Source organism: Comamonas flocculans (genome assembly GCF_007954405.1).
Lineage (GTDB): Bacteria > Pseudomonadota > Gammaproteobacteria > Burkholderiales > Burkholderiaceae_C > Comamonas_C > Comamonas_C flocculans.
Genome location: NZ_CP042344.1, coordinates 538,435 through 560,221, shown reverse-complemented (window position 1 = coordinate 560,221; position 21,787 = coordinate 538,435). Strand labels below are relative to the sequence as shown.

23 protein-coding genes are annotated in these 21,787 nt (G+C 69.5%); 4 read left to right on the top strand and 19 right to left on the bottom strand.

Translation table 11 applies throughout. The features are described 5' to 3' along the window. Positions 1-24: 24 nt before the first annotated feature. Positions 25-1,719 (bottom strand): thiamine pyrophosphate-binding protein, encoded by a 1,695-nt coding sequence (locus tag FOZ74_RS02850; protein WP_146911654.1) that lies wholly within the window; start codon positions 1,717-1,719, stop codon positions 25-27. A gap of 78 nt (positions 1,720-1,797) precedes the next feature. On the opposite strand from FOZ74_RS02850, the gene ylqF reads away from it, so the two are divergent. Further along, positions 1,798-2,751 carry a ribosome biogenesis GTPase YlqF gene (ylqF, locus tag FOZ74_RS02845; RefSeq protein ID WP_146911653.1) on the top strand — a complete coding sequence of 318 codons (954 nt, stop codon included), beginning with the start codon at positions 1,798-1,800 and terminating at the stop codon, positions 2,749-2,751. Here the strand turns inward: ylqF and FOZ74_RS02840 are convergent. From FOZ74_RS02840 to rpmB, 15 genes are all read right to left on the bottom strand, one after another. Further along, entirely contained in the window at positions 2,748-4,004 is a 1,257-nt protein-coding gene (locus FOZ74_RS02840; protein ID WP_255437747.1) for an MFS transporter, read from the bottom strand. The two genes, ylqF and FOZ74_RS02840, sit on opposite strands and share 4 nt — an antisense overlap. Before the next feature lie 49 nt (positions 4,005-4,053). After that, positions 4,054-4,875 (bottom strand): LytR/AlgR family response regulator transcription factor, encoded by an 822-nt coding sequence (locus FOZ74_RS02835; protein WP_146911652.1) that lies wholly within the window; start codon positions 4,873-4,875, stop codon positions 4,054-4,056. Continuing rightward, positions 4,872-5,963, bottom strand: a complete 1,092-nt coding sequence (locus FOZ74_RS02830) for a sensor histidine kinase (RefSeq protein WP_186764640.1) — start codon at positions 5,961-5,963, stop codon at positions 4,872-4,874. The genes FOZ74_RS02835 and FOZ74_RS02830 overlap by 4 nt, the downstream gene beginning before the upstream one ends. Then, a complete protein-coding gene (locus FOZ74_RS02825) occupies positions 5,960-6,442 on the bottom strand; it encodes a monooxygenase family protein (protein WP_146911651.1) in 483 nt (160 codons plus the stop codon). The genes FOZ74_RS02830 and FOZ74_RS02825 overlap by 4 nt, the downstream gene beginning before the upstream one ends. Continuing rightward, positions 6,439-7,098, bottom strand: a complete 660-nt coding sequence (locus FOZ74_RS02820) for a glutathione S-transferase family protein (protein ID WP_146911650.1) — start codon at positions 7,096-7,098, stop codon at positions 6,439-6,441. Before FOZ74_RS02820 ends, FOZ74_RS02825 begins: the two co-directional genes overlap by 4 nt. Positions 7,099-7,104: 6 nt before the next feature. Next, entirely contained in the window at positions 7,105-7,392 is a 288-nt protein-coding gene (locus FOZ74_RS02815; RefSeq protein WP_146911649.1) for a 2TM domain-containing protein, read from the bottom strand. A gap of 13 nt (positions 7,393-7,405) precedes the next feature. Continuing rightward, positions 7,406-7,969 carry a DUF6622 family protein gene (locus FOZ74_RS02810; RefSeq protein ID WP_146911648.1) on the bottom strand — a complete coding sequence of 188 codons (564 nt, stop codon included), beginning with the start codon at positions 7,967-7,969 and terminating at the stop codon, positions 7,406-7,408. Between the two features lie 142 nt (positions 7,970-8,111). After that, positions 8,112-8,399, bottom strand: coding sequence for a DUF1330 domain-containing protein (locus tag FOZ74_RS02805; RefSeq protein ID WP_146911647.1), 288 nt, complete (start codon positions 8,397-8,399; stop codon positions 8,112-8,114). Positions 8,400-8,576: 177 nt separating this feature from the next. Further along, complete coding sequence (zapD, locus tag FOZ74_RS02800) at positions 8,577-9,332, bottom strand: cell division protein ZapD (protein WP_146911646.1); 756 nt, start codon at positions 9,330-9,332, stop codon at positions 8,577-8,579. A 29-nt stretch (positions 9,333-9,361) separates the two neighbouring features. Beyond that, a complete protein-coding gene (gene coaE / locus FOZ74_RS02795; RefSeq protein ID WP_146911645.1) occupies positions 9,362-9,979 on the bottom strand; it encodes a dephospho-CoA kinase in 618 nt (205 codons plus the stop codon). A gap of 6 nt (positions 9,980-9,985) precedes the next feature. Further along, positions 9,986-10,879, bottom strand: a complete 894-nt coding sequence (locus FOZ74_RS02790) for a prepilin peptidase (RefSeq protein WP_146911644.1) — start codon at positions 10,877-10,879, stop codon at positions 9,986-9,988. Positions 10,880-10,882: 3 nt separating this feature from the next. Then, positions 10,883-12,100, bottom strand: a complete 1,218-nt coding sequence (locus FOZ74_RS02785) for a type II secretion system F family protein (RefSeq protein ID WP_146911643.1) — start codon at positions 12,098-12,100, stop codon at positions 10,883-10,885. Between the two features lie 26 nt (positions 12,101-12,126). Next, entirely contained in the window at positions 12,127-13,860 is a 1,734-nt protein-coding gene (gene pilB, locus FOZ74_RS02780; RefSeq protein WP_146911642.1) for a type IV-A pilus assembly ATPase PilB, read from the bottom strand. Between the two features lie 188 nt (positions 13,861-14,048). After that, the gene (gene rpmG / locus FOZ74_RS02775; RefSeq protein WP_146911641.1) at positions 14,049-14,219 is read right to left on the bottom strand and encodes a 50S ribosomal protein L33; all 171 of its coding nucleotides are present in this window, start codon (positions 14,217-14,219) and stop codon (positions 14,049-14,051) included. Between the two features lie 19 nt (positions 14,220-14,238). Then, positions 14,239-14,472, bottom strand: coding sequence for a 50S ribosomal protein L28 (gene rpmB / locus FOZ74_RS02770; protein WP_146911640.1), 234 nt, complete (start codon positions 14,470-14,472; stop codon positions 14,239-14,241). A 271-nt stretch (positions 14,473-14,743) separates the two neighbouring features. On the opposite strand from rpmB, the gene FOZ74_RS02765 reads away from it, so the two are divergent. Continuing rightward, positions 14,744-16,507, top strand: a complete 1,764-nt coding sequence (locus FOZ74_RS02765) for a methyl-accepting chemotaxis protein (protein WP_146911639.1) — start codon at positions 14,744-14,746, stop codon at positions 16,505-16,507. A gap of 90 nt (positions 16,508-16,597) precedes the next feature. Then, positions 16,598-16,960: a DsrE/DsrF/TusD sulfur relay family protein gene (locus tag FOZ74_RS02760; protein WP_146911638.1), complete on the top strand. Its 363-nt coding sequence runs from the start codon at positions 16,598-16,600 to the stop codon at positions 16,958-16,960. A 24-nt stretch (positions 16,961-16,984) separates the two neighbouring features. Here the strand turns inward: FOZ74_RS02760 and FOZ74_RS02755 are convergent, their stop codons facing one another. After that, positions 16,985-17,443: a RidA family protein gene (locus FOZ74_RS02755; protein ID WP_146911637.1), complete on the bottom strand. Its 459-nt coding sequence runs from the start codon at positions 17,441-17,443 to the stop codon at positions 16,985-16,987. A gap of 54 nt (positions 17,444-17,497) precedes the next feature. On the opposite strand from FOZ74_RS02755, the gene FOZ74_RS02750 reads away from it, so the two are divergent. Further along, positions 17,498-19,996: a DNA internalization-related competence protein ComEC/Rec2 gene (locus FOZ74_RS02750; RefSeq protein WP_146911636.1), complete on the top strand. Its 2,499-nt coding sequence runs from the start codon at positions 17,498-17,500 to the stop codon at positions 19,994-19,996. Between the two features lie 4 nt (positions 19,997-20,000). Here the strand turns inward: FOZ74_RS02750 and FOZ74_RS02745 are convergent, their stop codons facing one another. Together FOZ74_RS02745 and FOZ74_RS02740 are read right to left on the bottom strand one after the other, a co-directional pair. Then, positions 20,001-20,858: a sulfurtransferase gene (locus tag FOZ74_RS02745; protein WP_146911635.1), complete on the bottom strand. Its 858-nt coding sequence runs from the start codon at positions 20,856-20,858 to the stop codon at positions 20,001-20,003. Continuing rightward, positions 20,855-21,760, bottom strand: a complete 906-nt coding sequence (locus FOZ74_RS02740) for a DMT family transporter (protein ID WP_146911634.1) — start codon at positions 21,758-21,760, stop codon at positions 20,855-20,857. The genes FOZ74_RS02745 and FOZ74_RS02740 overlap by 4 nt, the downstream gene beginning before the upstream one ends. Between the last annotated feature and the right edge of the window lie 27 nt (positions 21,761-21,787).

Genomic DNA, 21,787 nt, shown 5'->3' with positions numbered 1-21,787 from the left:
GGCCAGCCCTTGCCTCGCACGGTCTCAGTCGGTGCTCCCGCTTCGGGCGCTGCGGCGCAACGCATCGAGCGTGGTGCCGGGCGTGATCGCCTGTGGATCGATCAGGCAGTGGATCAGCGCCGGCTTGCCGCTGGCGCGCGCGCGGGCCAGTGCGGGGGCGAAGTCCTCGGTGCGCTCGACGCGCTCGCCATGCCCGCCAAAGGCCTGGGAATAGGCGCAAAAGTCTGGATTCTGCAGTTCGGTGGCGCTGACGCGGCCGGGGTAGTGGCGCTCCTGGTGCATGCGTATCGTGCCGTACATGCCGTTGTCCAGCACGATGACGACGATGGGCAGCGCGTACTGCACGGCCGTGGCGAACTCCTGCCCGTGCATCAGAAAGTCGCCATCACCGGCGAAGGCCAGCACCTCGCGCGCGGGCCACAGACTCTTGGCGCCCAGTGCCGCGGGCAGCCCATAGCCCATGGAGCCGCACACCGGTGCGAGCTGGCTGGCCCAGCGGGTGAAGGGCCAGAAGCGGTGTACCCAGGTGGTGAAATTGCCCGCGCCGTTGCAGACGATGGTGTCCGCGGGCAGCGCCTCGCGCAGGTGCTGCATGACGGCGCCCATCTGCAGCCGCCCCGGAATGGTGATGCTGCGCGGATCGCTCCATGCCAGCTCGTCGGCGTGCGCCTGCCGGGTGTGTTCGGTCCAGGGCGGCGCGCAGGGCGCCGCAAGTTGTGCCAGCGCGCCGGCCATTGCCTGCGGCGTGGCGTGGATGGCCAGACGTGGCTGATAGAGCCGGCCCAGCTCTTCGGCGCTGGCATGCACGTGGATGAGGGCCTGGCCGGGCACGGGAATGTCCCACAGCGCATAGCCTTGCGAGGGCACGTCGCCCAGGCGGGTGCCTAGCGCCAGGACCAGGTCGGCTGCCCTGATGCGCTGCAGCAGCCGCGGGTTCGTGCCTATGCCGAGCATGCCTGCGTGGCCGGGGTGGTCTGCGGGAAACAGCATCTGGCGGCGGAAGGTGGTGGCCACGGGCAGCTGCCAGCGCCCGGCAAAGGCGGCGAGGTCTTGCACCGCCTGCGCCGACCAGCGGCTGCCGCCGACCAGCACCATGGGGCGCTCGGCCTTGCGCAGCTGCGCCGCCAGCACATCCAGCGCGGGGGCATCGGGGGCGATCTCCAGCGCCGCGCAGGGCAGGGCGTCGGGCACGCTGACGCTGTCGGTCAGCATGTCCTCGGGCAGCGCCACGACGACGGGGCCGGGGCGGCCGTTCATGGCCACGTGAAAGGCCCGTGCCACCAGCTCCGGGATGCGCCGCGCGTCGTCGATTTGCACCGCCCACTTGGCGAATTGGCTGAACAGCGCCGGGTAGTCCACCTCCTGGAAGGCGTCGCGGTGCATGGCCTCGCGCGCGATCTGGCCAACGAAGACGATCAGCGGCGTGGAATCCTGCTGCGCGACATGGATGCCCGCCATGGCATTGGCGATGCCCGGCCCGCGCGTGACGAAGCAGATGCCGGGCCGCCCGGTGAGCTTGCCCTGGGCCTCGGCCATCATCGCCGCGCCGCCTTCCTGGCGGCAGACGATGACGCGGATGGCGCCGCCGTGCAGCGCGTCGAGCACGGCCAGATAGCTTTCGCCAGGCACGCAGAACAGCTGCCCGACACCTTGCACGCGCAACTGGTCCACGAGCAGCTGTGCGCCGGTGCGGGCGGGCGGGGTGGTTGTTTCGGACATCGCAGGCTTTGCACGGAAAGGCGGATGCCAGCCATTATCCTTGGCCGAGTTTGTCTCCATCGTCCCAAGGCACTTCCCATGGCCATCCAGTGGTTCCCCGGTCACATGCACCTGACGCGCCAGGCGATTGCCGAGCGCGTGAAAAGCATCGACGTGGTCATCGAGCTGCTTGACGCGCGCCTGCCGGGCTCCAGCAGCAACCCGCTGCTGGCCGAGCTGGCCGGGCACAGGCCCACGCTCAAGGTGCTCAACAAGCAGGACCTGGCCGACCCGGCGCGCACCCAGGCCTGGCTCGCCTGGTACGGCGCGCAGGCGGATACGCGCTCGATGGCGCTGGATGCGTCCGAGCGCGCGCCCGCGCGGCGGCTGATCGATGGCTGCCGCGAGCTTGCGCCGCTGCGCCGGGGCATGGCGCGGCCGATGCGCGTGCTGATCGTGGGTGTGCCCAACGTGGGCAAGTCCACGCTGATCAACACGCTGGCGCGCAAGGCCCAGGCCAGGACCGGCGACGAGGCGGGCGTCACCCGGCAGGAGCAGCGCATCGTGCTCGACGACGACTTCTACCTCTGGGACACGCCGGGCATGCTCTGGCCGCGCATCATCGTGCCCGAGAGCGGCATGCGCCTGGCCGCCAGCGGCGCCGTGGGGCGCAACGCCTACGACGAGCAGGAGGTGGCGCTGGACCTGCTGGCCTATCTGAAGATTCACTATCCGGATCGGCTCCTGGCCCGCTACCAGATTGCGCAAGCAGCTCTTGAAATCGTAGAACTGCACGACGATGAATTGCTGGAGCAGATTGCGCGGCGCCGGGGCGCACTGATGGCTGGCGGCAGGCTCGACTGGCAAAAGGCCGCGGAGATCGTGCTGACCGACTTTCGCTGCGCGGCCATGGGCCGGCTGACCCTGGAGACACCCGAGGAATATGCCGTGTGGCTCGCCGCCGGCCAGGCCAGGGACGCCGAGCGCCAGCAGCGCCGCGAGGAGCGCCGGCGCCAGCGCAGCGGGCAGGGGCGCGGCAGGGCGCCAGGCTAGGGTGCGGGTGCGCGCGGCTGCGGCAGCAGCGCAAAACCGGCGGCCGACAGCGCCAGCCACAGCGCGATGCAGCCCATGACCACGGTGTAGGGATCGGCCCCCGCGTCCGCGGCCCAGGTGGCGATCGCACCGGTGGCCCATTGCATCAGCGCCACGCCCATGAACATGGCCATGGTGAAGGCGGCCATGGCCCGGCCGGTCATCTGCGGCGCATAGGCGATGCGCACGTCGGCGTATTGCAGCACGATGTAGCCGCTGGCCAGCCCTATGGCCAGCATGCAGGCGATGTCGAGCCAGGCCAGACGCCCCAGCGCCAGCAGCGCAAACAGCGCGGCGCTGGCGAGCGTCCAGCCCACCAGCCAGCGCCGGCGCCGCGCCGGGCCGGGGTCCAGGCGCCCGAACAGCAGCGGGCCGAAGAGCGCCAGCAGCGACAGCGCCACCGCCACGTTGCCGCTTTGCACCAGGCTGTAGCCGTGGCGCGCGACCAGCATCGGCCCCATCCACAGCCCGCGCAGCGTGATCAGGGCCGCATAGCTGGTGCTGGCCAGCACCACGATGCCCCAGGTGTGGGGCAGCAGGAAGAGCGCGGCGAAGCGGCCGAGCGCCTGGCCGGGCGACTCGGCCGGTACGCTGGCGGCAGCCGCGCGCGGCGGGGGTTCGAAGACCGAGCGCCAGATCCACAGCCAGGCCAGCAGCGCCAGCGCCGCCAGAACCCAGAAGCCGGCGCGCCACGAGCCACGCTCTATCACCCAGGCCAGCGGCGTGCCGGTGAACAGCATGCCCAGCGTGCCCAGCGACATCGCCATGCCGGAGACGGTGGCAAAGCGCTGCGGCGCAAAGTGGCGTGCAATGAAGACGGTGCACACCAGGAAGGCCGGCGCGCAGCCCAGCCCGATCAGCACCTGCGCCAGCGTCAGCGGCAGATAGCCCGGCGCGAGCGCCGAGATCAGCGCGCCGGCGATGCACAGCGGAAACGCCCCGAGGATGGTGCGGCGCACGCCATAGAGGTCGATGCTGATGCCCATGAACAGCTGCATCGCGCCGAAGGCGAAGTGAAACGCGCCGGAGAACACGCCGAGCTGGCGCGCGTTCAGCCCGAAGTCGGCCTGCAGCGGCGGCGCCATGATGGCCGCCACGGTGCGAAACGCCTGGCTCAGCGCAAACGCGCCCACCAGCGCCAGCAGCATCCACGGCGCCGCGCGCGCCTGCGGGGCATGCGCCGGATCGGCGTTCATCGCGGGTGTCTCGGGCATGGGGCCAAGGCTAGCCTGCCCGGGGGCGCTGGCGCTGTCGCATGCGGCACTACATGGCCTTGAACAGCGGCGCGTACACGCGGCTGACGGCCAGGCGTTCGGGCCGTTGGTGCAGTTCCAGCGTGATGCGCCCGGCCTCGTCGCGCAGCGCGGCGCGGATGGCGCTCACGCGCACCAGCGTGCCGCGGTGGATCTGCCAGAACTCGTCGGGGTCGAGTTGCGCCGCAAGCTCCTTGAGCGGGGTGCGCAGCAGATGCTCGCGCTCGGCGGTGAGCACGCGCACGTATTTGTCGGCCGCCTCGAAGTACAGCACCTGCGCCACCGGCACCAGTTGCACGGACTGGCCGCTGCCCGCCTGCAGCACCTTGAGCGGGCGCGCCGGCGTGGCGCCCGGCTGCCGGGCTGCCGCGGGTGGCTGCGCCAGCAGCGCGCGCAGCTGGCGCAGCACCGTGTCTTCGTCGCCCGGCAGGCCGGCCGGCGCGGCCAGTGCCTGCTGCAGCTTGTGCACCGTCTTGCGCAGGCGCTCGTCCTGTATCGGTTTGAGCAGGTAGTCGCTGGCCTGCGCCTCGAAGGCCTGCACTGCGTACTGGTCGTAGGCGGTGGTGAAGACCAGCAGCGGCAGGCGCTGCGCCGCGGGCCAGGCGTCGAAGAGCTCGGCCGCGGCCTCCAGTCCGCTCTGGCCGGGCATGCGGATGTCGAAGAACAGCACCTCGGGGCGCAGCGCCAGCGCCTCGCGCACGGCGGCCAGGCCGTCGCCCACCGTCGCCACCACCGTGAGCTGCGGCCAGGCACGGGCCAGCGCCTGCCGCAGCGCCTGTGCGAGCAGGGGCTCGTCCTCGGCGATCAGGGCGCGTACGGCGGGTGTGTTCATGGCGCGGAAAAATCCAAGGGAAATACGATGTTTGCGCAGGTGTAGCCTGCGCCATCAGCTACCAATTCAAGAGTAGACCGTGGTCCGTAGAGCGTCTGCAGGCGCTCGCGCACCTGCGCCAGGCCAAAGGCGCGCCCGCCGCCTGCATCGCCCGCCGCCGCACCAGGGGCCAGCGGCCTGCCGCTGTTGCGTACCTGCAGCGCCAGCATGGTCACGTCGCCTGCCATCTGCGTGCGGGCGCTCACCCGGATGTCCCCGCCCCGCACCTCGGGTTCCAGGCCGTGGCGGATGGCGTTTTCCACCAGGGGCTGCAGCAGCAGGGGCGGCACCGGCACAACGGCCAGCGCCGGATCAAAGTCCAGTTCATAGCGCAGGCGCGGCCCCATGCGCACGGCCATCAGCTCCAGATAGTCCTTCAGGCGCGCGAACTCGTCGGCCAGCGGGTGCAGCGTGGCACGCGAGGCTCCGAGCGTCGCGCGCAGGTAGGCGATCAGATGGTCGAGCATGCGCTGGGCGCGCGCCGGGTCGCTGCCCACCAGCACGCGCAGATTGGCCAGGGTGTTGAACAGCATGTGCGGCTCGAGCTGCGCCTCGAGCAGCTTCAGCCGCGCCTCGGCCGCGTCGCGCTCGGCGGCGGCCATGCCGGCCTGCAGCGCGGCTTGCTTGCCGTGCGTGAAGAAGTAGAAGCTGGCCACTGCGCCGGCCGCGATGGTGACCAGCAGGCCCAGGGTGAAGTCGCCCCGCTGCGTGCCGCCGGCCTCGCCCAGCAACGCGCGCGCCAGGCCATTGCCACCGAAATAGCCCGCGGTGATGCCGACGGCCGTCAGCACCACGCCACGCCAGCCCTTGGGCCAGCCGTGGCCACGGCCCTCGGGGTCGCGGTGGCACAGGTGCGCGGGCACGAGCAGGCGGCCGAACTCGATCACCGCCCAGATCACCAGCCCTATGGCCGCCGAATGCACGAGCTGCGTGCCATAGCTGCTGCCTGCCCAGATGGCCGTGGTGAACACCGCGACGACGCAGCAGAAGGCCAGCACCTGCAGGCCGTGGCGCAGCGCGTCGCGCCAGTCCACGAGCGGCGTGCTCACGGGCGCGGCTCCGCCGCCCGCGCGGCCCGTGCCCGGCCACGCGCCGAGAACATGGACCCTTGCGCCGGCTGCTGCGGCGCAAAGCGCAGGAAGCCGACCTCGCGCTGCATGTCGACGTACACCGCCTCCATGCCGCCGCGCATGAGGTAGCTTTCGTGCCAGAAACCGGTGCCGCCCGAATCGCGCAGGAAATCCCGCCACCAGCGGCGGTGCGGGTCGGAGCGCGTCCAGGCCTGCAGCGCGTCGAAGTCGCGCCAGTACTGGCGCATGCCCACGTGCGGCGGGAACAGCGAGAACACGAAGCTCTCGTGCAGCAGCAGCCCCTCGGGCTGCTCGGCCACCGAGCGGGCGATCTTGGGGCCAAAACCGAGCAGGGTTTTCAAGCCGGCAAATGCCCGGACCTGCATGCCCAGCACGATCACCACCAAATCCGGGTAGGCGCGCAGATCGACGGTGCGGCGCCGGGTGTCCGACGTCATGGGCGCTCCCTGGTTCGCGCACGCTGCAAGGCCGGGCGCGCCTCGATGCGCGCAAGCCAGTCGCTCAGGCGCGGGTGCGCGGCCTCGCTCAGGCCGGCGCGCTGGCGCGCGGCCATCAAGGGGTAGCTCAGCTGCACGTCCGCCGCGCTGAAGGCGTCGCCCGCGAACCAGTCGCGCTGCGCCAATTCACTCTCCATGTAGCCCAGGTGCAGCTTGAGCTGCGGGCCGACGAAGCCCCTCATGACCTGGCTTACGATGCTGCGTGCGATCGGCTTGGCGAAGAAGGGCATGGGCGCGGCGGCGACGCGCTCGAACACCAGCTTGAGCAGCAGCGGCGGCATGGCCGAGCCCTCCGCGTAATGCAGCCAGTAGCGGTAGCGCGCAAAGTCGGGCGTGCCGCGCGGCGGCGCAAGCTGCTGCGCGCCGAAGCGCTCGACCAGGGTCTCGATGATCGCGCCCGATTCGGCCAGCGTCTCGCCGTCGATCTGCACCACCGGGGACTTGCCCAGCGGGTGGATGCGCCTGAGCTCGGGCGGCGCCAGCAGGGTTTTGGGGTCGCGCTGGTAGCGCACGATCTCGTAGGGCTGCCCCAGTTCTTCCAACAGCCACAGGATGCGCAGCGAGCGCGAGGCGTTCAGGTGGTGGACGGTGATCATGGCGGCTCAGATGCGCGGGGTGCGCGCAAGCTTATCGCGTTCGGCCTGCAGCAGGCGCTCGTGCAGCCCGGTGCCGCTGCCCAGCCAGACCGCCAGGCCGTGGATCGCCAGCCCCAGGCCCCAGCCGGCCAGCGGATACAGCGCCCAGGACTGCTTGGTGTGCCAGGTGAGCAGCGCCAGGGCGGCGTTGACACAGACATAGACCAGTGCGTGAATCAGCCAACCCAGCTTGGCCCCGGCGCGCCGGCGTGCCAGGCGCTCGATGCGCCCGTCTTCGGTGGCGGTTTGCCTCATGGCCGGGCTCCGTTCAGCACTGCGGGGCGGCCAGGGCCGCGGCCCCGCCGCGGGCCAGCCGCAGCACGCTCAGCGCCCGGGCCGAGAAGAAACCCGTCAGCAGACCATAGAGCGCGACCACGGTCAGCGCGAAACCCAGGTGCTGCGCGAGCGGCGGCTCCATCGCCAGCTGCACGCCTATGCCGTACTTCATCAGGAAGACGACCAGGATCAGCACCATGCTGACCCAGTTGCCGGGCAGGGTGAAGCTGCGTGTCTCGGGATTCCAGCGCGTGCCCGCGGGCGGCGCGAGCCGGCTGGCGGCCAGCAGCACGAGGGCCGCGCAGACCGCCCACAGGCCGAGCAGCGCGGCCAGATGGCCGCTCGCGCCGAAGGCCGATTGCACGCCCCACAGGGCCAGGCCCGTCATGGCAAGGGGCAGCAGGACCAGACGCGGGATGGCAACTTCGCGTTCGCGCGTGGCGGAAAAACCGAGCCAGAGCAGGCCGGCCAGCAGCGCCCCGACCCAGGCGGGCGTGCCGCGCACGATGTCGGTGATGGCTTCGGGGTGCTGAGAGAGCAGTTGGGTGAGCAGCATGCGTGGGTTCCCGTGGAAAGTGGTGGACAGGGAACGCACTGTGCATGGGCGGCGGTGGGGCTTCCAGCGCCATGCGACGAAGCGCGCCGTCTGCGGCGCAGCTTGCTGCCGGGCGGCGCGAACCGCGCCGGATTCACGCCCCTCAGCTGCGGTAGGACAGCAGCAGCACTTCGGCCGCCTGCTCGCGCACGGGCAGCAGCGCCTGGTAGGCGTCGGAGTGGAACCAGCGCTCTATCGCGTCGGTGTCCGGAAAGCGGATCACGACGATCTCGGGGTGCGCCAGCGCGCCCGAATAGGTGGCTGCGCGTTCACCGCGAAACAGCAGCTCGGCGCCCCAGGGTGCGAGCGTGGCGGGCACCTTGCTGCGGTATTCGGCCCACTTTTGTGCGTCCTTGACGCTGACGTGGCCGACGAGATAGGCATCTGACATGGCGTGCTTCCTTGTGCGGGGCATGTGCGTGGACCCGGGACGCCCAGCAGCCGTCGCTGCAGCGCGCGGCTGCATGCGGCTTTGCCCGCCAACGCACCGCTGCCTTGATTGGCCCTGCCGTGCTGCAGCGCCATGGGTGGCCGGGGCCCTCGTCCTGCGCTTGAATGCAAGGCCGCATCAGGCGCAAAGGGTCAGCTCGAACGCCGTGTCCTGGGTGGAAGTCACCAGTTTGCCATCGCCGTCGTGCTGCAGCAAGCGCACCGAAACGATCAGCCGGTTGCCGCTGATCTCGGGAATCAGCCGCAGCGAGGGGTCCATGCGCAGGCGCAGCAGCTGGAAGGTGCGTCCGGCCGGCAGGTTCTGCTGGAACTGGCCGCGCTCGGCCGCCACCTTCTGCGCGGTGCCGGAGTCGCGCAGCAGGTGCAGCAGCAGATAGACCGAATCGGCCAGCGGCGCGAGCGTACCGGCCCAGATCTGCAGGTCGTGCTGGCGCCGCTCGGCGCTCTGGTGCTGCCAGGCGTGGTAGGCGGGCAGATCAAAGCTGCAGGTGCCGCCGGGTATGCCCATGCGGGTGCGCACGCTGGCGAGCCAGTCGCTGTCGAGCAGCGCCTGGCCGGCCTTGCCGCTCTGGCCGTTGAGCATGGCAAAGCAATGCTGCAACTGGCCGAGCACGGATTCCAGCGCGTCCTCGGCAATCGAGGGAATGCCGCGGTAGCCTTCAAACACCGCGCGCTGCTTGTCCAGGTCCTTGAGCAGGTCGGTCTTGAGGTCGGCGCGCGCCGCCACGTCCATGACTTCGAAGATGGTCGCCAGCGCGTAATGGTGGTCCAGCGGGTGGCTGCGTGGGATCAACTCGGCCAGACGCCTCAGCAGGTGCTCCAGCCGCAGATAGGTTCTCAGACGTTCGTTGAAGGGATATTCGTACAGGATCACGCTGCGAACTTTTCAAAATGCGCGCTGCATCATAGCCCGAACGACCGTGCAATCTGGTGTGCCTTTGTACGCAGATCGGCGAGCGTCGTGCCCGCGCCGTTGAACACCACCCAGTCGGCCGCGGCCAGGCGTTGCGGGCGCGGGCTCTGGGTGGCCATGATGGCGTGAACGGCTTCCTCCTGCAGGCCGCTGCGCCTGCGCACGCGCTCGATCTGCATGGCGGGCGGGCAGTCGACCACCGCGACGCCGTCGAGTCGCGCCGGCCAGTGGCCCGATTCGGTCAGCAGCGGGATGTCCAGCACGATCAGGCGCAGTCCGTCCTGCTCCGCCTGGCGGCAGGCCTGCGCGATGGCCGCGCCGACCAATGGGTGGACGATGGCCTGCAGGCGCTCGCGCGCGTGCGCGTCCTCGAACGCCAGCTGGCGCATGCGTTCGCGGTCCATGGCGCCGTCGGAAGTGATGAAGGTGGGGCCGAATTGCGCGGCGACTGCCGCGATGGCCGCGCCGCCTGCGGCCGTGACCGAGCGCGAGAGCGCGTCGGCGTCCACCAGCGCCGCGCCGCGCTCGGCCAGCATGGCGCTGAAGGTGCTTTTTCCGCTGCCTATGCCGCCGGTGATGCCCAGGCGAAAACTGCGCCGCGCCGCCATGCCCGCTCAGGCCGCCAGGCCCAGCACGCCGAGCAGAGCGTGCATGACCTGCTGCGGGCCCCACAACAGGGCCACGAAACCGCCACCGGCCAGAAACGGGCCGAAGGGCACGTACTTGCCCTCGTGCAGCCCGCCCCTGAGCTTGAGCACCACGCCCACGACCGCACCGACGACCGAGGCCAGCAGGATGATCGGCACCAGCGCCTGCCAGCCGAACCATGCGCCCAGCGCGGCAAACAGCTTGAAGTCGCCGTAGCCCATGCCTTCCTTGCCGGTGGCAAGCTTGAAGCCCCAGTAGACGCTCCACAGCGACAGGTAGCCACCCATGGCGCCCAGCACCGCGTCGGTGAGCGTGACGCCGCTGTAGTGCAGCAGGCTCGCGAGCAGCCCGCCCCAGAGCAGCGGCAGCGTGATGTCGTCGGGCAGCAGCGTGGTGTCCCAGTCTATGCAGGCAGCGGCCACCAGCGCGGCCGAGAAGGCGCTCCATGCCAGGCCCGCCGGGCCCAGGCCCCAGTGCAGCCCGCAGAAGAAGAACAGCAGCCCGGTGGCGAGCTCCACCGCCGGATAGCGCAGGCCGATGGCCTTGCCGCAGCCCGCGCAGCGCCCGCGCAGCGCCAGATAGCTGAAGACGGGAATATTCTCGAACCAGCGTATCGGGTGCGCGCAATGCGGACACTGCGAGCGCGGCACCAGCAGGTTGTAGGGAGCGGGTTCGCCCGTTGGTGCGGACTCCGGGCCGGAGCCGCCGCCGTTCTGCTCCGCGGCCCAGGCCGCGCACTCCTGCGCCCACTGGTGGTGCATCATGCGCGGCAGGCGGTGGATCACCACGTTCAGAAAGCTGCCGATCAGCAGCCCCAGGACGCCGAGCAGCGCGGCGTCCGTCCAGACCGACGCCGTCATGCCTCAGACCACCTGGCCGAGCTTGAAGATGGGCAGGTACATGGACACCACGATGCCGCCGATGATGGTGCCCAGGAAGACGATGATGATGGGCTCGAGCAGGCTGGACAGGCCCTTGACCATTTCGTCGACCTCGTCCTCGTAGAAATCCGCCGCCTTGCCCAGCATGTGGTCGATCGAGCCCGATTCCTCACCGATGGCGCACATCTGCAGCACCATGGAAGGGAAGACGTTGGCATTGGTCATGGCGGCGGTGAGGCTGGTGCCGGTGGAGACTTCCTGCTGGATCTTGTCGGTGGCCACCGCATAGACCGCGTTGCCTGCGGCGCCGCCGACCGAATCGAGCGCTTCCACCAGCGGCACGCCGGCGGCGAACATGGTCGAGAGCGTGCGCGTCCAGCGCGCCACCGCCGACTTGTTGATCAGGTCGCCGAAGATCGGGATCTTGAGCAGGAAGCGGTCCATCGCCATCTGCATCTTCTCGCTGCGCCGCCAGGCCTGCATGAAGAAGTAGAAGCCCCCGCCCAGCACGCCGAAGATCAGCCACCAGTACTGCACGAAGAATTCGCTCATGCCCATCACGATGAGCGTGGGCGCGGGCAGGTCGGCGCCGAAGGAGGTGAACACCTCCTTGAAGGCAGGGATGACGAAGATCATGATCACCGTGACCACGACGAAGGCGACGATGATCACCGAGATCGGGTACATCAGCGCCGACTTGATCTTGCTCTTGATGGCCTCGGTCTTTTCCATGTAGGTGGCCAGCCGGTCGAGCAGCGCCTCCAGGATGCCGGCAGCCTCGCCGGCCTCCACCAGGTTGCAGTACAGGCTGTCGAAATACATCGGGTACTTGCGAAAAGCCGCGTTCAGCGAGGTGCCGGTTTCGACGTCGTTGCGGATGTCGTTGAGCAGCTTGGTCACGCTCGGATTGGTGTTGCCGCGCCCGACGATGTCGAAGGCCTGCAGCAGCGGCACGCCGGCCTTCATCATGGTGGCCATCTGGCGCGTGAACAGGGCGATGTCCTTGGGCTTGATCTTCTTGCCCGAGCGCATGCGCCGCTTCTTGATCTTGGTGGGCATGACCCCCTGGCGGCGCAGGCTGGCCTGGACCTGGTTCTCGCCACCGGCACGCAGCTCGCCGCGCACGATCTTTCCGTTGCGGTCCTTGCCCTCCCATTCGAATACGAAGTCCTTGATGCCTTTGGCCGCAGCGGTTGCCATGGTTCGCGCTCTCCCGATACTGGTATTTATTCGTTGGTGACTGCCAGCACCTCTTCGAGCGAGGTGAAGCCCATCCTGGCCTTGTGCAGGCCCGATTGGCGCAGCGAGCGCACGCCTTCGGCGCGTGCCTGGGCGGCAATCTCCAGCGCGCTGCCGTCGGCCAGGATGATGCGCTGCAGCTCCTCGGAGATCGGCATCACTTCATAGATGCCGACCCGCCCCTTGTAGCCGTTGTTGCAGGCGGCGCAGCCCACGGGCTTGTAGGTGACCCAGCTGCCGTCGATGTCTTCTTCCCGGTAGCCTGCCTCGACCAGGCTTTCATGCGGGATGTCGGCCGGCTGCTTGCACTGCGGGCACAGGCGCCGCGCCAGGCGCTGGGCGGTGATCAGGATCACGCTGGAGGCGATGTTGAACGGCGCGATGCCCATGTTGCGCATGCGCGTGAGCGTGGTCGGCGCGTCGTTGGTGTGCAGCGTCGAGAGCACCAGGTGGCCGGTCTGCGCGGCCTTGATGGCGATGTCGGCGGTTTCCAGGTCGCGGATTTCGCCCACCATGATGATGTCCGGGTCCTGGCGCAGGAAGGCCTTGAGTGCCACCGCGAAGGTCAGCCCCGCCTTTTCGTTGACGTTGACCTGGTTGACGCCCGGCATGTTGATTTCCGAGGGGTCTTCGGCGGTGGAGATGTTCACGCCCGGCTTGTTCAGCAGATTCAGGCAGGTGTAGAGCGAGACCGTCTTGCCCGAGCCCGTGGGGCCGGTCACCAGGATCATGCCGTAGGGGCGGTTGATCGCGGCCAGCAGCCGCTCCTTCTCCTCGGGCTCGTAGCCCAGCGCGTCGATGCCCATGCGCGCGCTGCTCGGGTCCAGGATGCGGATGACGATCTTTTCGCCGAACAGCGTCGGCAGCGTGCTGACGCGAAAGTCGATGACGCGGTCCGGCCCGACCTTGAGCTTCATGCGCCCGTCCTGGGGCACGCGCTTTTCCGAGATATCGAGGCGCGAGATCACCTTGATGCGCGACGCGAGCTTGTCCTTGATGGCCACCGGCGGGGAGGTGATCTCCTGCAACTCGCCGTCGACGCGAAAACGCACCCGGTAGTTGTGCTCGTAGGGCTCGAAGTGCAGGTCGGAGGCGCGCATGTTGAACGCGTCCAGCAGCATCTTGTGCAGGAAGCGCACGACCGGCGCGTCCTCGACGTCGGCGCCCGCGGTGTCCGGGCCTTCGGTTTCTTCCTCGACCGGGGCGTCGTCGAACTCGAAGTCGCCGCCGGTGATGCTGTCCAGGCTCTCGGAGACGCTCTTGGTCGTCGCCTCGACCAGCCGCAGCAGCTTGTCGTATTCGCCCACCACCCAGTCCACGCCGAGCTGGGTGGTGAACTTGATCTTCTCTGCCGCCTCCTGGTTGGTCGGGTCGGCGGTGAGCGCGATCAGCCGGTTGCTGCGCTTGGCCAGGGCCACGACCTTGTAGGCCTGGCACAGCTTGGTGTCGAGCAGGTCCCGGGGCAGGTGGGCGGCGTCCAGCGCATCCACGTCCAGCAGGGGCGCACCAAAGGTGTTGGACAGCGTCTGCGCCAGCTCGCCGGCGCTCAGGGACTTGGCTGCGAGCAGCTCCGCAATGAAGCTGTTGCGGCTTGCCTGTGCCTTGCGCGAGATGTCTTCGGCGCTGTTCTGCGCCAGCTTGCCTGCCGACATGAGCGCGCGCGCCAGGCTGGGCAATGCCACGGCTGCTGCTTCCTTTGGTGCGGTACCGGCGGTGGCCATTTCTGTCTTTGCTGCGATGGGGAGATGCCGAAAGTCATCCTATCATCGTTGAACGTTTCCCCGATGTACAGGAAAGCGGCCTGCGCCACGCTCCAAGTGCCGCTGCAGTGTTTGGAATTTGCCGCAGACAAGAAAAAACCGCCAGGCCCGCAAGGGCGGTGGCGGTGGGTGCCGAGGGAAAACCAGGCTTACTTGAGCTTGGTTTCCTTGTATTCGACGTGCTTGCGCGCCTTGGGGTCGAACTTCATGATCGACATCTTCTCGGGCATCGTCTTCTTGTTCTTGGTGGTGGTGTAGAAGTGGCCGGTGCCGGCCGTGGATTCCAGCTTGATCTTTTCGCGTCCGCCTTTGGCAGCCATGGTCTTTCCTTTCAGTGAATCAGGCCTGGCCGCGTGCGCGCATGTCCGCGAGCACGGCGTCGATGCCGTTCTTGTCGATCAGGCGCAGCGCGGCGCTGGACACGCGCAGGCGCACCCAGCGGTTTTCGCTTTCCACCCAGAAGCGCTTGTACTGCAGATTGGGCAGAAAACGGCGCTTGGTCTTGATGTTGGAGTGGGAGACCTTGTGTCCCACCTGGGGCTTCTTGCCCGTGACTTCACATACGCGTGCCATGCGGACACTCCGTTCTTTTCAACGATGGCGGGCGGCGGATCCTTGCACTGAAGGCGCGCCTGCCATCTCACCTCGCCAGACAATTCCGGGTGGCGGTGGCCCGGTGCCGCGCCATGGCTCCCCCGATCAAGAAGAGCGCCCTTCGCGGCAAAGCCGGGCATTATAGTCCGGGAGTCCTCCGTTGCCCAGCCGCATTCGGCTCGATATGGACAAGGGCGGCGCGAGCGCGCTGTAATGGCGCGAACGAAAAATGGCGACAAGGGGGTATGCAATGAAGGGATTGAGTCTGGCTGCCAAGCTCTGGCTGGCGGTGGCCGTGATCGTGCTGGGCTTCAGCGCCGTGGTCGTGGGGGCCGGCTGGCGTTCGGGCCAGGCTTCGGCGGCCTCCAGCGCCCTCAATGGGGAGATGATGCAGCGCGTGAGCACCGCCACGCGCTGGATGGGGCTGACCGAAACCAATGCCGCGCGTACGCTGGCGCTGGCCCTGAGCAGCGAGCCGGCCGTGGCCAGCGCCTTCAAGGAGGCCATGGCCGCCACTTCGGCCGAGATATCCGAGATGCAAAAGCGCCTTCTGGCGCTGAACCTCTCGACCGCCGACCGCGCGGCGATGGAGCGCGTGGCCGAAGCCCGCAAGGCGATGCTGGCTGCGCGCGAGCGGGTCAACCAGCTCAAGGCGGCAGGGGATGCGGACGTCGCCACCCAGGTGCTGCAAAACTACGTGCCGGCATCGGATGCCTACCTCAAGACGCTGGCCGAATTCGTCCAGCTGCAGCAGGTGGCGGTGCAGCAAGCCCGTGACCAGGCCGCCCGGACCAGCATGGATACCGTCAGGATGGCGGCCGTGGTGGTGGCCGTCTTGCTGCTGGCGATCGTGGTGGGCGCCTATTTTCTCATCCGCAACATTCGCGCGCCCCTGGCCCAGGCCAACGGCATGGCGGCGCGCATCGCCACGGGCGACCTGAGCGCACGCGATGGTGCCAACCTGCGCAGCGACGAATTCGGCCAGCTGCTGCAGTCGCTGGAGAGCATGCGCGCCTCCCTGGCGCGCATGGTGCATGACGTGCGCCAGAGCGCGGACAGCATCGCGGTGGCCAGCTCGCAGATCGCCAGCGGCAACCAGGACCTGTCGGCGCGCACCGAGGCCGCCTCCAGCAGCCTGGAGCAGACTGCGGCGGCGATGGAGGAGTTCACCAGCACCATCGCGCAAAGCGACGCCACCGCGCGTCAGGCCAGCCAGATGGCGGGCAGCGCCAGCTCGGTGGCAGAGCGTGGCGGCTCGGTCGTCTCCGAGGTGATTTCCACCATGGGTGAAATCCAGAGCAGCAGTCGCAAGATTGCCGACATCATCGGCGTGATCGACTCCATCGCCTTCCAGACCAACATCCTCGCGCTCAACGCCGCGGTGGAGGCGGCACGTGCGGGCGAGCAGGGGCGCGGCTTTGCCGTGGTGGCCAGCGAGGTGCGCGCGCTGGCCGGGCGTTCGGCCCAGGCGGCCAAGGAAATCAAGGAGCTGATCGGCTCGTCGGTGGAGCGCGTGGAGGATGGCTCGCGCCGGGTGCAAGGTGCGGGCGAAACCATGCAGGAAGTGGTGCAGGCGGTGCAGCGCGTGACCGAGATGATGGGCGAGATCACCGCCGCCTCGGCGCAGCAGAGCGCCGGCGTCTCCGAGGTCAACCAGGCGGTGGGCCAGCTCGACCAGATGACGCAGCAGAACGCCGCGCTGGTGGAGGAGAGCGCGGCAGCGGCGCAAAGCCTCAACGAGCAGGCCCAGCATCTGATGCAGGTGGTGGCGGTGTTCAGGGTGAACGACGGGCCAGCGCGCCCCGCGCCTGCGGCGCCGCCGCAATCCGGGGCGGCGAAAACGATTGCGGCGCCCGTGCGCGCCGCCGCTCCCGCCGCGCGCAAACTAGCCGCGGCGCCAGCCCAGGGCCGCCCGCTGCCGGCGCAGCGCAAGATCGCCGCGCCCGCGCCCGTGCCGGCGCCCGCGCCCGCCAAGGCGCCCGATCACGAAGAGGGCGAGTGGGAGAGTTTCTGAGCCGCGGCCCGCGGCAAAGCCCCGTTCAGGACAGGAAGGCGGCCCGCGTCCTACCATGTGCGCCCCTGCATCCCATGAAGGAAACGGACCGTGAGCGAACAGAAGATCGTCGTCATCATCAACTCCGCGCCCCACGGCAATGAAGCCTGCCTCTCGGGCCTGCGCGTGGCCGGGGCCCTGGCCGCGCGCGCCGAGGTGGTGGATCTGCGCCTGCTGTTGATGTCCGATGCCACGGTGGCCGCCCTGCCGCACCAGCAGGACAACGCCGGCAACATGATAGAGGCGCTGGTGAGCGAGCTGGCCGGCGCCGCCAACGCCAGCGTGCACCTGTGCCGCACCTGCGCCCAGGCGCGCGGTCTGGTCGATCTGGCGCACATCGAAGGTGTGCGCATCGCCACCCTGTCCGACCTGTCCGAATGGGTGGTGCAGGCCGACAAGGTGCTCACCTTCTAGGCGCGGGCGCGCCCGGCGGGGCGCTCAGGCGAGCTCGGCGATCAGCTCGATTTCCACGCAGGCGCCCAGCGGTATCTGGGCCACGCCAAAGGCGCTGCGCGCGTGCTTGCCGGCGTCGCCAAAGACTTCGCCCAGCAGTTCGCTCGCGCCGTTGGTCACCAGGTGCTGCTCGGTGAAGTCGCTGCTGGAGTTGACCAGGCTCATCACCTTGACGATGCGCTTGACGCGGCCCAGGTCGCCGCCGCAGGCGGCCTGCAAGGTGGCCATCAGTTCGATGGCGATGCCGCGTGCGGCCGCCTTGCCTTCCTCGGTGCCCATGTCCTTGCCGAGCTGGCCGACCCAGGGTTTGCCGTCCTTGCGCGCGAGATGTCCGCTCAGGAAGACCAGCTTGCCGCTCTGCACGAAGGGCACATAGGCGGCTGCGGGCACGGCCACGGCCGGCAGGGTGATGTTCAGGGCCTTGAGTTTGTCGTAGACGCTCATCCTTGTTTTCCTCGGAGCAAAAGGGCAAGTGTTGCACAGTAGCATGGCGCCTCCATGCCCGACGCCCACGCCAGTCCCGACCGTCCAGCCACCGCCGGGCCTGCGGCGCGGCGGTCCTGGCATCTGCCGGCGCTGCTCGGCGGGGGGCTGCTTGGCACGGCGCTGCAGCTGCAGCAGCCTGCGCTCTGGCCGATGGCCTGGTATGCGGGTCTGTGGACGCTTGCCCTGGCGGGCTGGCTCTGGAGCCTGCGCGCCGGCCGGATGGGGCCGCGCTGGACGGCGCTGGCCTGGCTGGTCGGGGCGCTGCTGGCCTTTGGTGTCTGCGGGGCGCGCTCGGTGGCGTTTTCCGCGCAGGCACTGGCCGATGAGCTGGAGGGCGTGGATCTGCGCCTGACCGGCGTGGTTGCCGCGATGCCGCAGCGCACGGACAGCGGCGACGTGCGCTTTCGTCTGGCGCTGGAATCGGGCGAGCGCGAGGGGCAGCCCGTGGCCCTGCCGGCGCTGATCGAGCTCACCTGGTATGCCAGCAACCATGGGCGCGACGCGCGCCCCGTGCCCGCGCTGCACGCGGGTGAGCGCTGGCGGCTCTTTGCGCGCCTGAAGGCGCCGCACGGCACGCTCAACCCGCACGGCTTCGACGTCGAGCTGTGGATGTGGCAGCAGGGCGTGCAGGCCAGCGGCTACGTACGCACGAGCGAGCGGCTGGACGCCCGCCTGGGCGCGCCCGAGCGCCTGGCCGCTACCTGGCAGTTCCCCGTCGAGCAACTGCGCCAGCGCGTGCGCGATCGCATCACCGGGTATCTGACGCAGGGCGTGCAAGACCCGGCGCGGCTGCGCGCGGCCGGCGTGGTGGCGGCGCTGGTGACGGGTGACCAGCGCGCGATCGAGCGCAGCGACTGGGACCTGTTTCGCGTCACCGGCGTGGCGCACCTCATGAGCATCTCGGGTTTGCACATCACGATGTTCGCCTGGCTGGCGGGACTGCTGGTGGGCATGCTGTGGCGCCGTTCGGCTTGGCTGTGCCTGCGCTATCCCGCGCCTTCGGCGGCGCTGCTGGGCGGCGTGGGGCTGGCTGGGGCCTACGCGCTCTTCAGCGGCTGGGGCGTGCCGGCCGAGCGCACGCTCCTGATGCTTGCCAGCGTCGCGCTGCTGCGCCTGTCGGGGCGCGAATGGCCCTGGCCGCAGGTCTGGCTGCTGGCGTGCGCGGTGGTGCTGGCCTTTGACCCGTGGGCAATGTTGCAGCCCGGGTTCTGGTTGAGCTTCGTCGCGGTGGGGGTGCTGTTTGCTACCGACATGAGAGCGGTGGACGCATGCAGGACAAGCGCCAGAGCACGATTTTCCTTGATGTTGCGGGAGCAGGCGGTGGTGACGGTGGCGCTGGCGCCTCTCACGCTGGCGCTGTTTGGCCAGGTCTCCGTGGTGGCGCTGGTGGCCAATCTGCTGGCGATCCCGTGGGTCACGGTGGTGGTCACGCCGCTGGCCATGCTGGGCGTGGTTCTCGCGCCTGCGTGGCAGCTGGCTGCATGGTGCGTGCAACTGCTCTCGCTGTGGCTGACCTGGCTGGCCGGCTGGCCGCTGGCGCAGCTCACGCTGGCGCAGGCACCTTTGTGGGCAGGCGCGGCGGCGGTGCTTGGCGCCATCGTGCTGGTGCTGCGCCTGCCCTGGCCGCTGCGCCTGCTCGGGCTGCCGCTGATGTTGCCGGCCTTCTGGTGGCAGCCCTTGCGGCCCGCGCCGGGGCAGTTCGAGGTGCTGGCGGTGGACGTGGGCCAGGGCCAGGCGGTGCTGGTGCGCACCGCCGGCCACAGCCTGCTGTACGACGCCGGTCCGCGTTATGGCGCGCTCAGCGACGCGGGCCAGCGCGTGCTGGTGCCGCTGCTGCAGGCGCTTGGTGAGCGGCCGGACCGCGTGCTGCTGAGCCATTCGGACAGCGACCACGTGGGCGGCGCGGCGCCGGTGCTGGCCCATCTGCCGCGCGCTCAGGTGCTGGGCTCGATTCCCGCGGACCATCCGCTGCAGGCCTTGCGCGCGATAGCGCCCTGCGCCGCCGGGCAGCAATGGCGCCGGGATGGCGTGCGCTTTGTCATGCTGCATCCGCCGGCCGGTGATGAAACTCCGGCGCGGGGCAAATCAAGCACCAACGCGCGCAGCTGCGTGCTGCGCATCGAGGCCCAGGGCGGCGCCAGCGCTGTGCTTGCGGGCGACATCGAGCGCGCGCAGGAGCTCGCTCTGGTGCATGCCGCAGCGCCGCTCGCCGCCGACCTGCTGCTGGTGCCACACCACGGCAGCAAGACCTCGTCGAGCGCGGCCTTTCTCGACGCGGTGCAGCCCGCTCTCGCACTGGTGCAGGCGGGCTACCGCAACCGCTTCGGCCATCCGGCGGCGCAGGTGGTGCAGCGCTACCGCGAGCGCGGCATCACGCTGGTGGCCAGCCCGCGCTGCGGCGCGGCGCGCTGGTCGTCCGCGGACGGCGAGCTGCACTGCGAGCGCGAACGCGCTCGGCGCTACTGGCACCACCGGCTGCCGGACGATGCGCCGGAAGAAGAAGGCGAGTGATCTTTCAGCCCTTGGCCACGGGCCGCGTGCGGTCGGCGCACCACTCGCTCCAGCTGCCCGCGTAGAGCGCGGCAGGAGCGTATCCGGCCAGCTCCATCGCCAGCAGGTTGTGGATGGCGCTCACGCCGCTGCCGCACTGGTGCACGACGCTGGCGGCGTCGCGCCCCTGCAGTACGGCGTCGAATTCGGCGCGCAGCTCGGCCGCGCTCTTGAAGCGGCCATCGGCTGCGAGGTTGTCCATCCATGGGCGGTTGAGCGCACCGGGGATGTGCCCCGCCACCGGGTCCAGCGGCTCCACCTCGCCGCGGTAGCGCTCGCCCGCGCGCGCATCGATGAGGGTTTGCCCCGGCTGCCCCAGCTGCGCGAGCACGCGGGCGGTATCGACGAGCGGGCGCAGCGGCGCCCGCGCGCTGAAGTCCCCCGGCGTGCGCGGCGTCTCCTCTTGCGCGGCCGTGGCGCCGCCCGCCGCAAGCCAGGCGGCGAGGCCGCCGTCGAGCACCGCTGCCGCATCGTGCCCCAGCCACTTGAACAGCCACCACAGGCGCATGCCGGGCATGGCGCCGTTGCGGTCGTAGACGACGGCCTGCATGCCGTGGGAAAAGCCGACGCTGGCCAGCCACGCGGCAAAGCGCTCGCGGGTGGGCAGCGGGTGGCGCCCGCCGCTCGCGCCCGGGCCGCCGGCGGCGCTCAGGTCGCGGTCCAGGTGGGCATAGATGGCGCCCGGAATGTGCGCCGCGTGGTAGTCGGCGATGCCGCGTTCGGGGTCGGCCAGGTCGAAGCTGCAGTCGAAGACCATCAGCGGGGCGCCCGCTTGCATCAGGCGCTGCAGTTCGGGGGCGGAAATTAGATGGGTATGGCTCATGTTTGTCTCGAGGTGGCGGCGGCGCGCGAGCGCAGCAGGCCTGCGGCGATCGCGCTCAGCACGATCAGCGCCATGCCCAGCCAGGCGATGAGCGGCAGGTATTCACCGAACACCAGCATGCTGTAGAGGCTGGCGAAGATCAGGCCCGAGTATTGCAGGTTGGCCACCAGCAGCGTGCCGCGCGAGCTGGATGCGCGCGAGAACGCCATGGTCATGCACAACTGCCCGCCGGCCGCGAACAGGCCCAGCGGCACGAGCCACAGCGCGGGCCAGCCGGGGAAGGGCGAAACGCCGGTGAACGCCATCGCGCCCAGGCCGGCGACGCTGCAGCCCAGCGCGAAGTAGAAGACGGTGCGCGTCTCCGGCTCGCCCAGGCGCGACAGCGCCACCACCTGCATGTAGGCGAGCGCCGCGCACATGCCGCCCAGCAGCCCGACGACGGCGGCAAAGCCCTGGTTGCCGTCCACCGTGGGCCTGAGCATCATCACCACGCCGACGAAGCCCAGCAGCACGCAGGCCACGAGCGACAGCGGCACCGGCGGTCGCGGCTGCGCGCCGGACGGGCGCCACACCAGCATCCCTGCCCCGACGATGAAGGCGGCAATCCAGACGCTGCTCATGTAGCCGAAGGTCATCGCGGTGGGCAGAGGCAGCCAGATGATGGCGTAGAACGACGCGGCCAGCGCGGTCACGCCGATGAAGCTGCGCCAGGCGTGCATGCCGGGGTAGCGTGTCTTGAGTGAAATGCCCTGGCGCCGCGCCAGCCACCAGAGCATGGCCATGCTGATCAGGCCGCGCCAGAACACCATCTCGAAGGCCGTGAACGAGGGTGCGGCGAACTTCACGCACACCCCCATGCTGGCGAAGAAGAAGGCCGCCAGAACCATCCACAGCGCTTGCATGGGGTTTTGAATGAAATGTGGCTCAAA

Bases quoted from the DNA above. Each gene is read 5' to 3' on its own strand.
- FOZ74_RS02850 (WP_146911654.1), bottom strand. From the start codon at position 1,719: ATGTCCGAAACAACCACCCCGCCCGCCCGCACCGGCGCACAGCTGCTC.
- ylqF (WP_146911653.1), top strand. From the start codon at position 1,798: ATGGCCATCCAGTGGTTCCCCGGTCACATGCACCTGACGCGCCAGGCG.
- FOZ74_RS02840 (WP_255437747.1), bottom strand. From the start codon at position 4,004: ATGCCCGAGACACCCGCGATGAACGCCGATCCGGCGCATGCCCCGCAG.
- FOZ74_RS02835 (WP_146911652.1), bottom strand. From the start codon at position 4,875: ATGAACACACCCGCCGTACGCGCCCTGATCGCCGAGGACGAGCCCCTG.
- FOZ74_RS02825 (WP_146911651.1), bottom strand. From the start codon at position 6,442: ATGACGTCGGACACCCGGCGCCGCACCGTCGATCTGCGCGCCTACCCG.
- FOZ74_RS02820 (WP_146911650.1), bottom strand. From the start codon at position 7,098: ATGATCACCGTCCACCACCTGAACGCCTCGCGCTCGCTGCGCATCCTG.
- FOZ74_RS02815 (WP_146911649.1), bottom strand. From the start codon at position 7,392: ATGAGGCAAACCGCCACCGAAGACGGGCGCATCGAGCGCCTGGCACGC.
- FOZ74_RS02810 (WP_146911648.1), bottom strand. From the start codon at position 7,969: ATGCTGCTCACCCAACTGCTCTCTCAGCACCCCGAAGCCATCACCGAC.
- FOZ74_RS02805 (WP_146911647.1), bottom strand. From the start codon at position 8,399: ATGTCAGATGCCTATCTCGTCGGCCACGTCAGCGTCAAGGACGCACAA.
- coaE (WP_146911645.1), bottom strand. From the start codon at position 9,979: ATGGCGGCGCGGCGCAGTTTTCGCCTGGGCATCACCGGCGGCATAGGC.
- FOZ74_RS02790 (WP_146911644.1), bottom strand. From the start codon at position 10,879: ATGACGGCGTCGGTCTGGACGGACGCCGCGCTGCTCGGCGTCCTGGGG.
- FOZ74_RS02785 (WP_146911643.1), bottom strand. From the start codon at position 12,100: ATGGCAACCGCTGCGGCCAAAGGCATCAAGGACTTCGTATTCGAATGG.
- pilB (WP_146911642.1), bottom strand. From the start codon at position 13,860: ATGGCCACCGCCGGTACCGCACCAAAGGAAGCAGCAGCCGTGGCATTG.
- rpmG (WP_146911641.1), bottom strand. From the start codon at position 14,219: ATGGCTGCCAAAGGCGGACGCGAAAAGATCAAGCTGGAATCCACGGCC.
- rpmB (WP_146911640.1), bottom strand. From the start codon at position 14,472: ATGGCACGCGTATGTGAAGTCACGGGCAAGAAGCCCCAGGTGGGACAC.
- FOZ74_RS02765 (WP_146911639.1), top strand. From the start codon at position 14,744: ATGAAGGGATTGAGTCTGGCTGCCAAGCTCTGGCTGGCGGTGGCCGTG.
- FOZ74_RS02755 (WP_146911637.1), bottom strand. From the start codon at position 17,443: ATGAGCGTCTACGACAAACTCAAGGCCCTGAACATCACCCTGCCGGCC.
- FOZ74_RS02750 (WP_146911636.1), top strand. From the start codon at position 17,498: ATGCCCGACGCCCACGCCAGTCCCGACCGTCCAGCCACCGCCGGGCCT.
- FOZ74_RS02745 (WP_146911635.1), bottom strand. From the start codon at position 20,858: ATGAGCCATACCCATCTAATTTCCGCCCCCGAACTGCAGCGCCTGATG.
- FOZ74_RS02740 (WP_146911634.1), bottom strand. From the start codon at position 21,760: ATGCAAGCGCTGTGGATGGTTCTGGCGGCCTTCTTCTTCGCCAGCATG.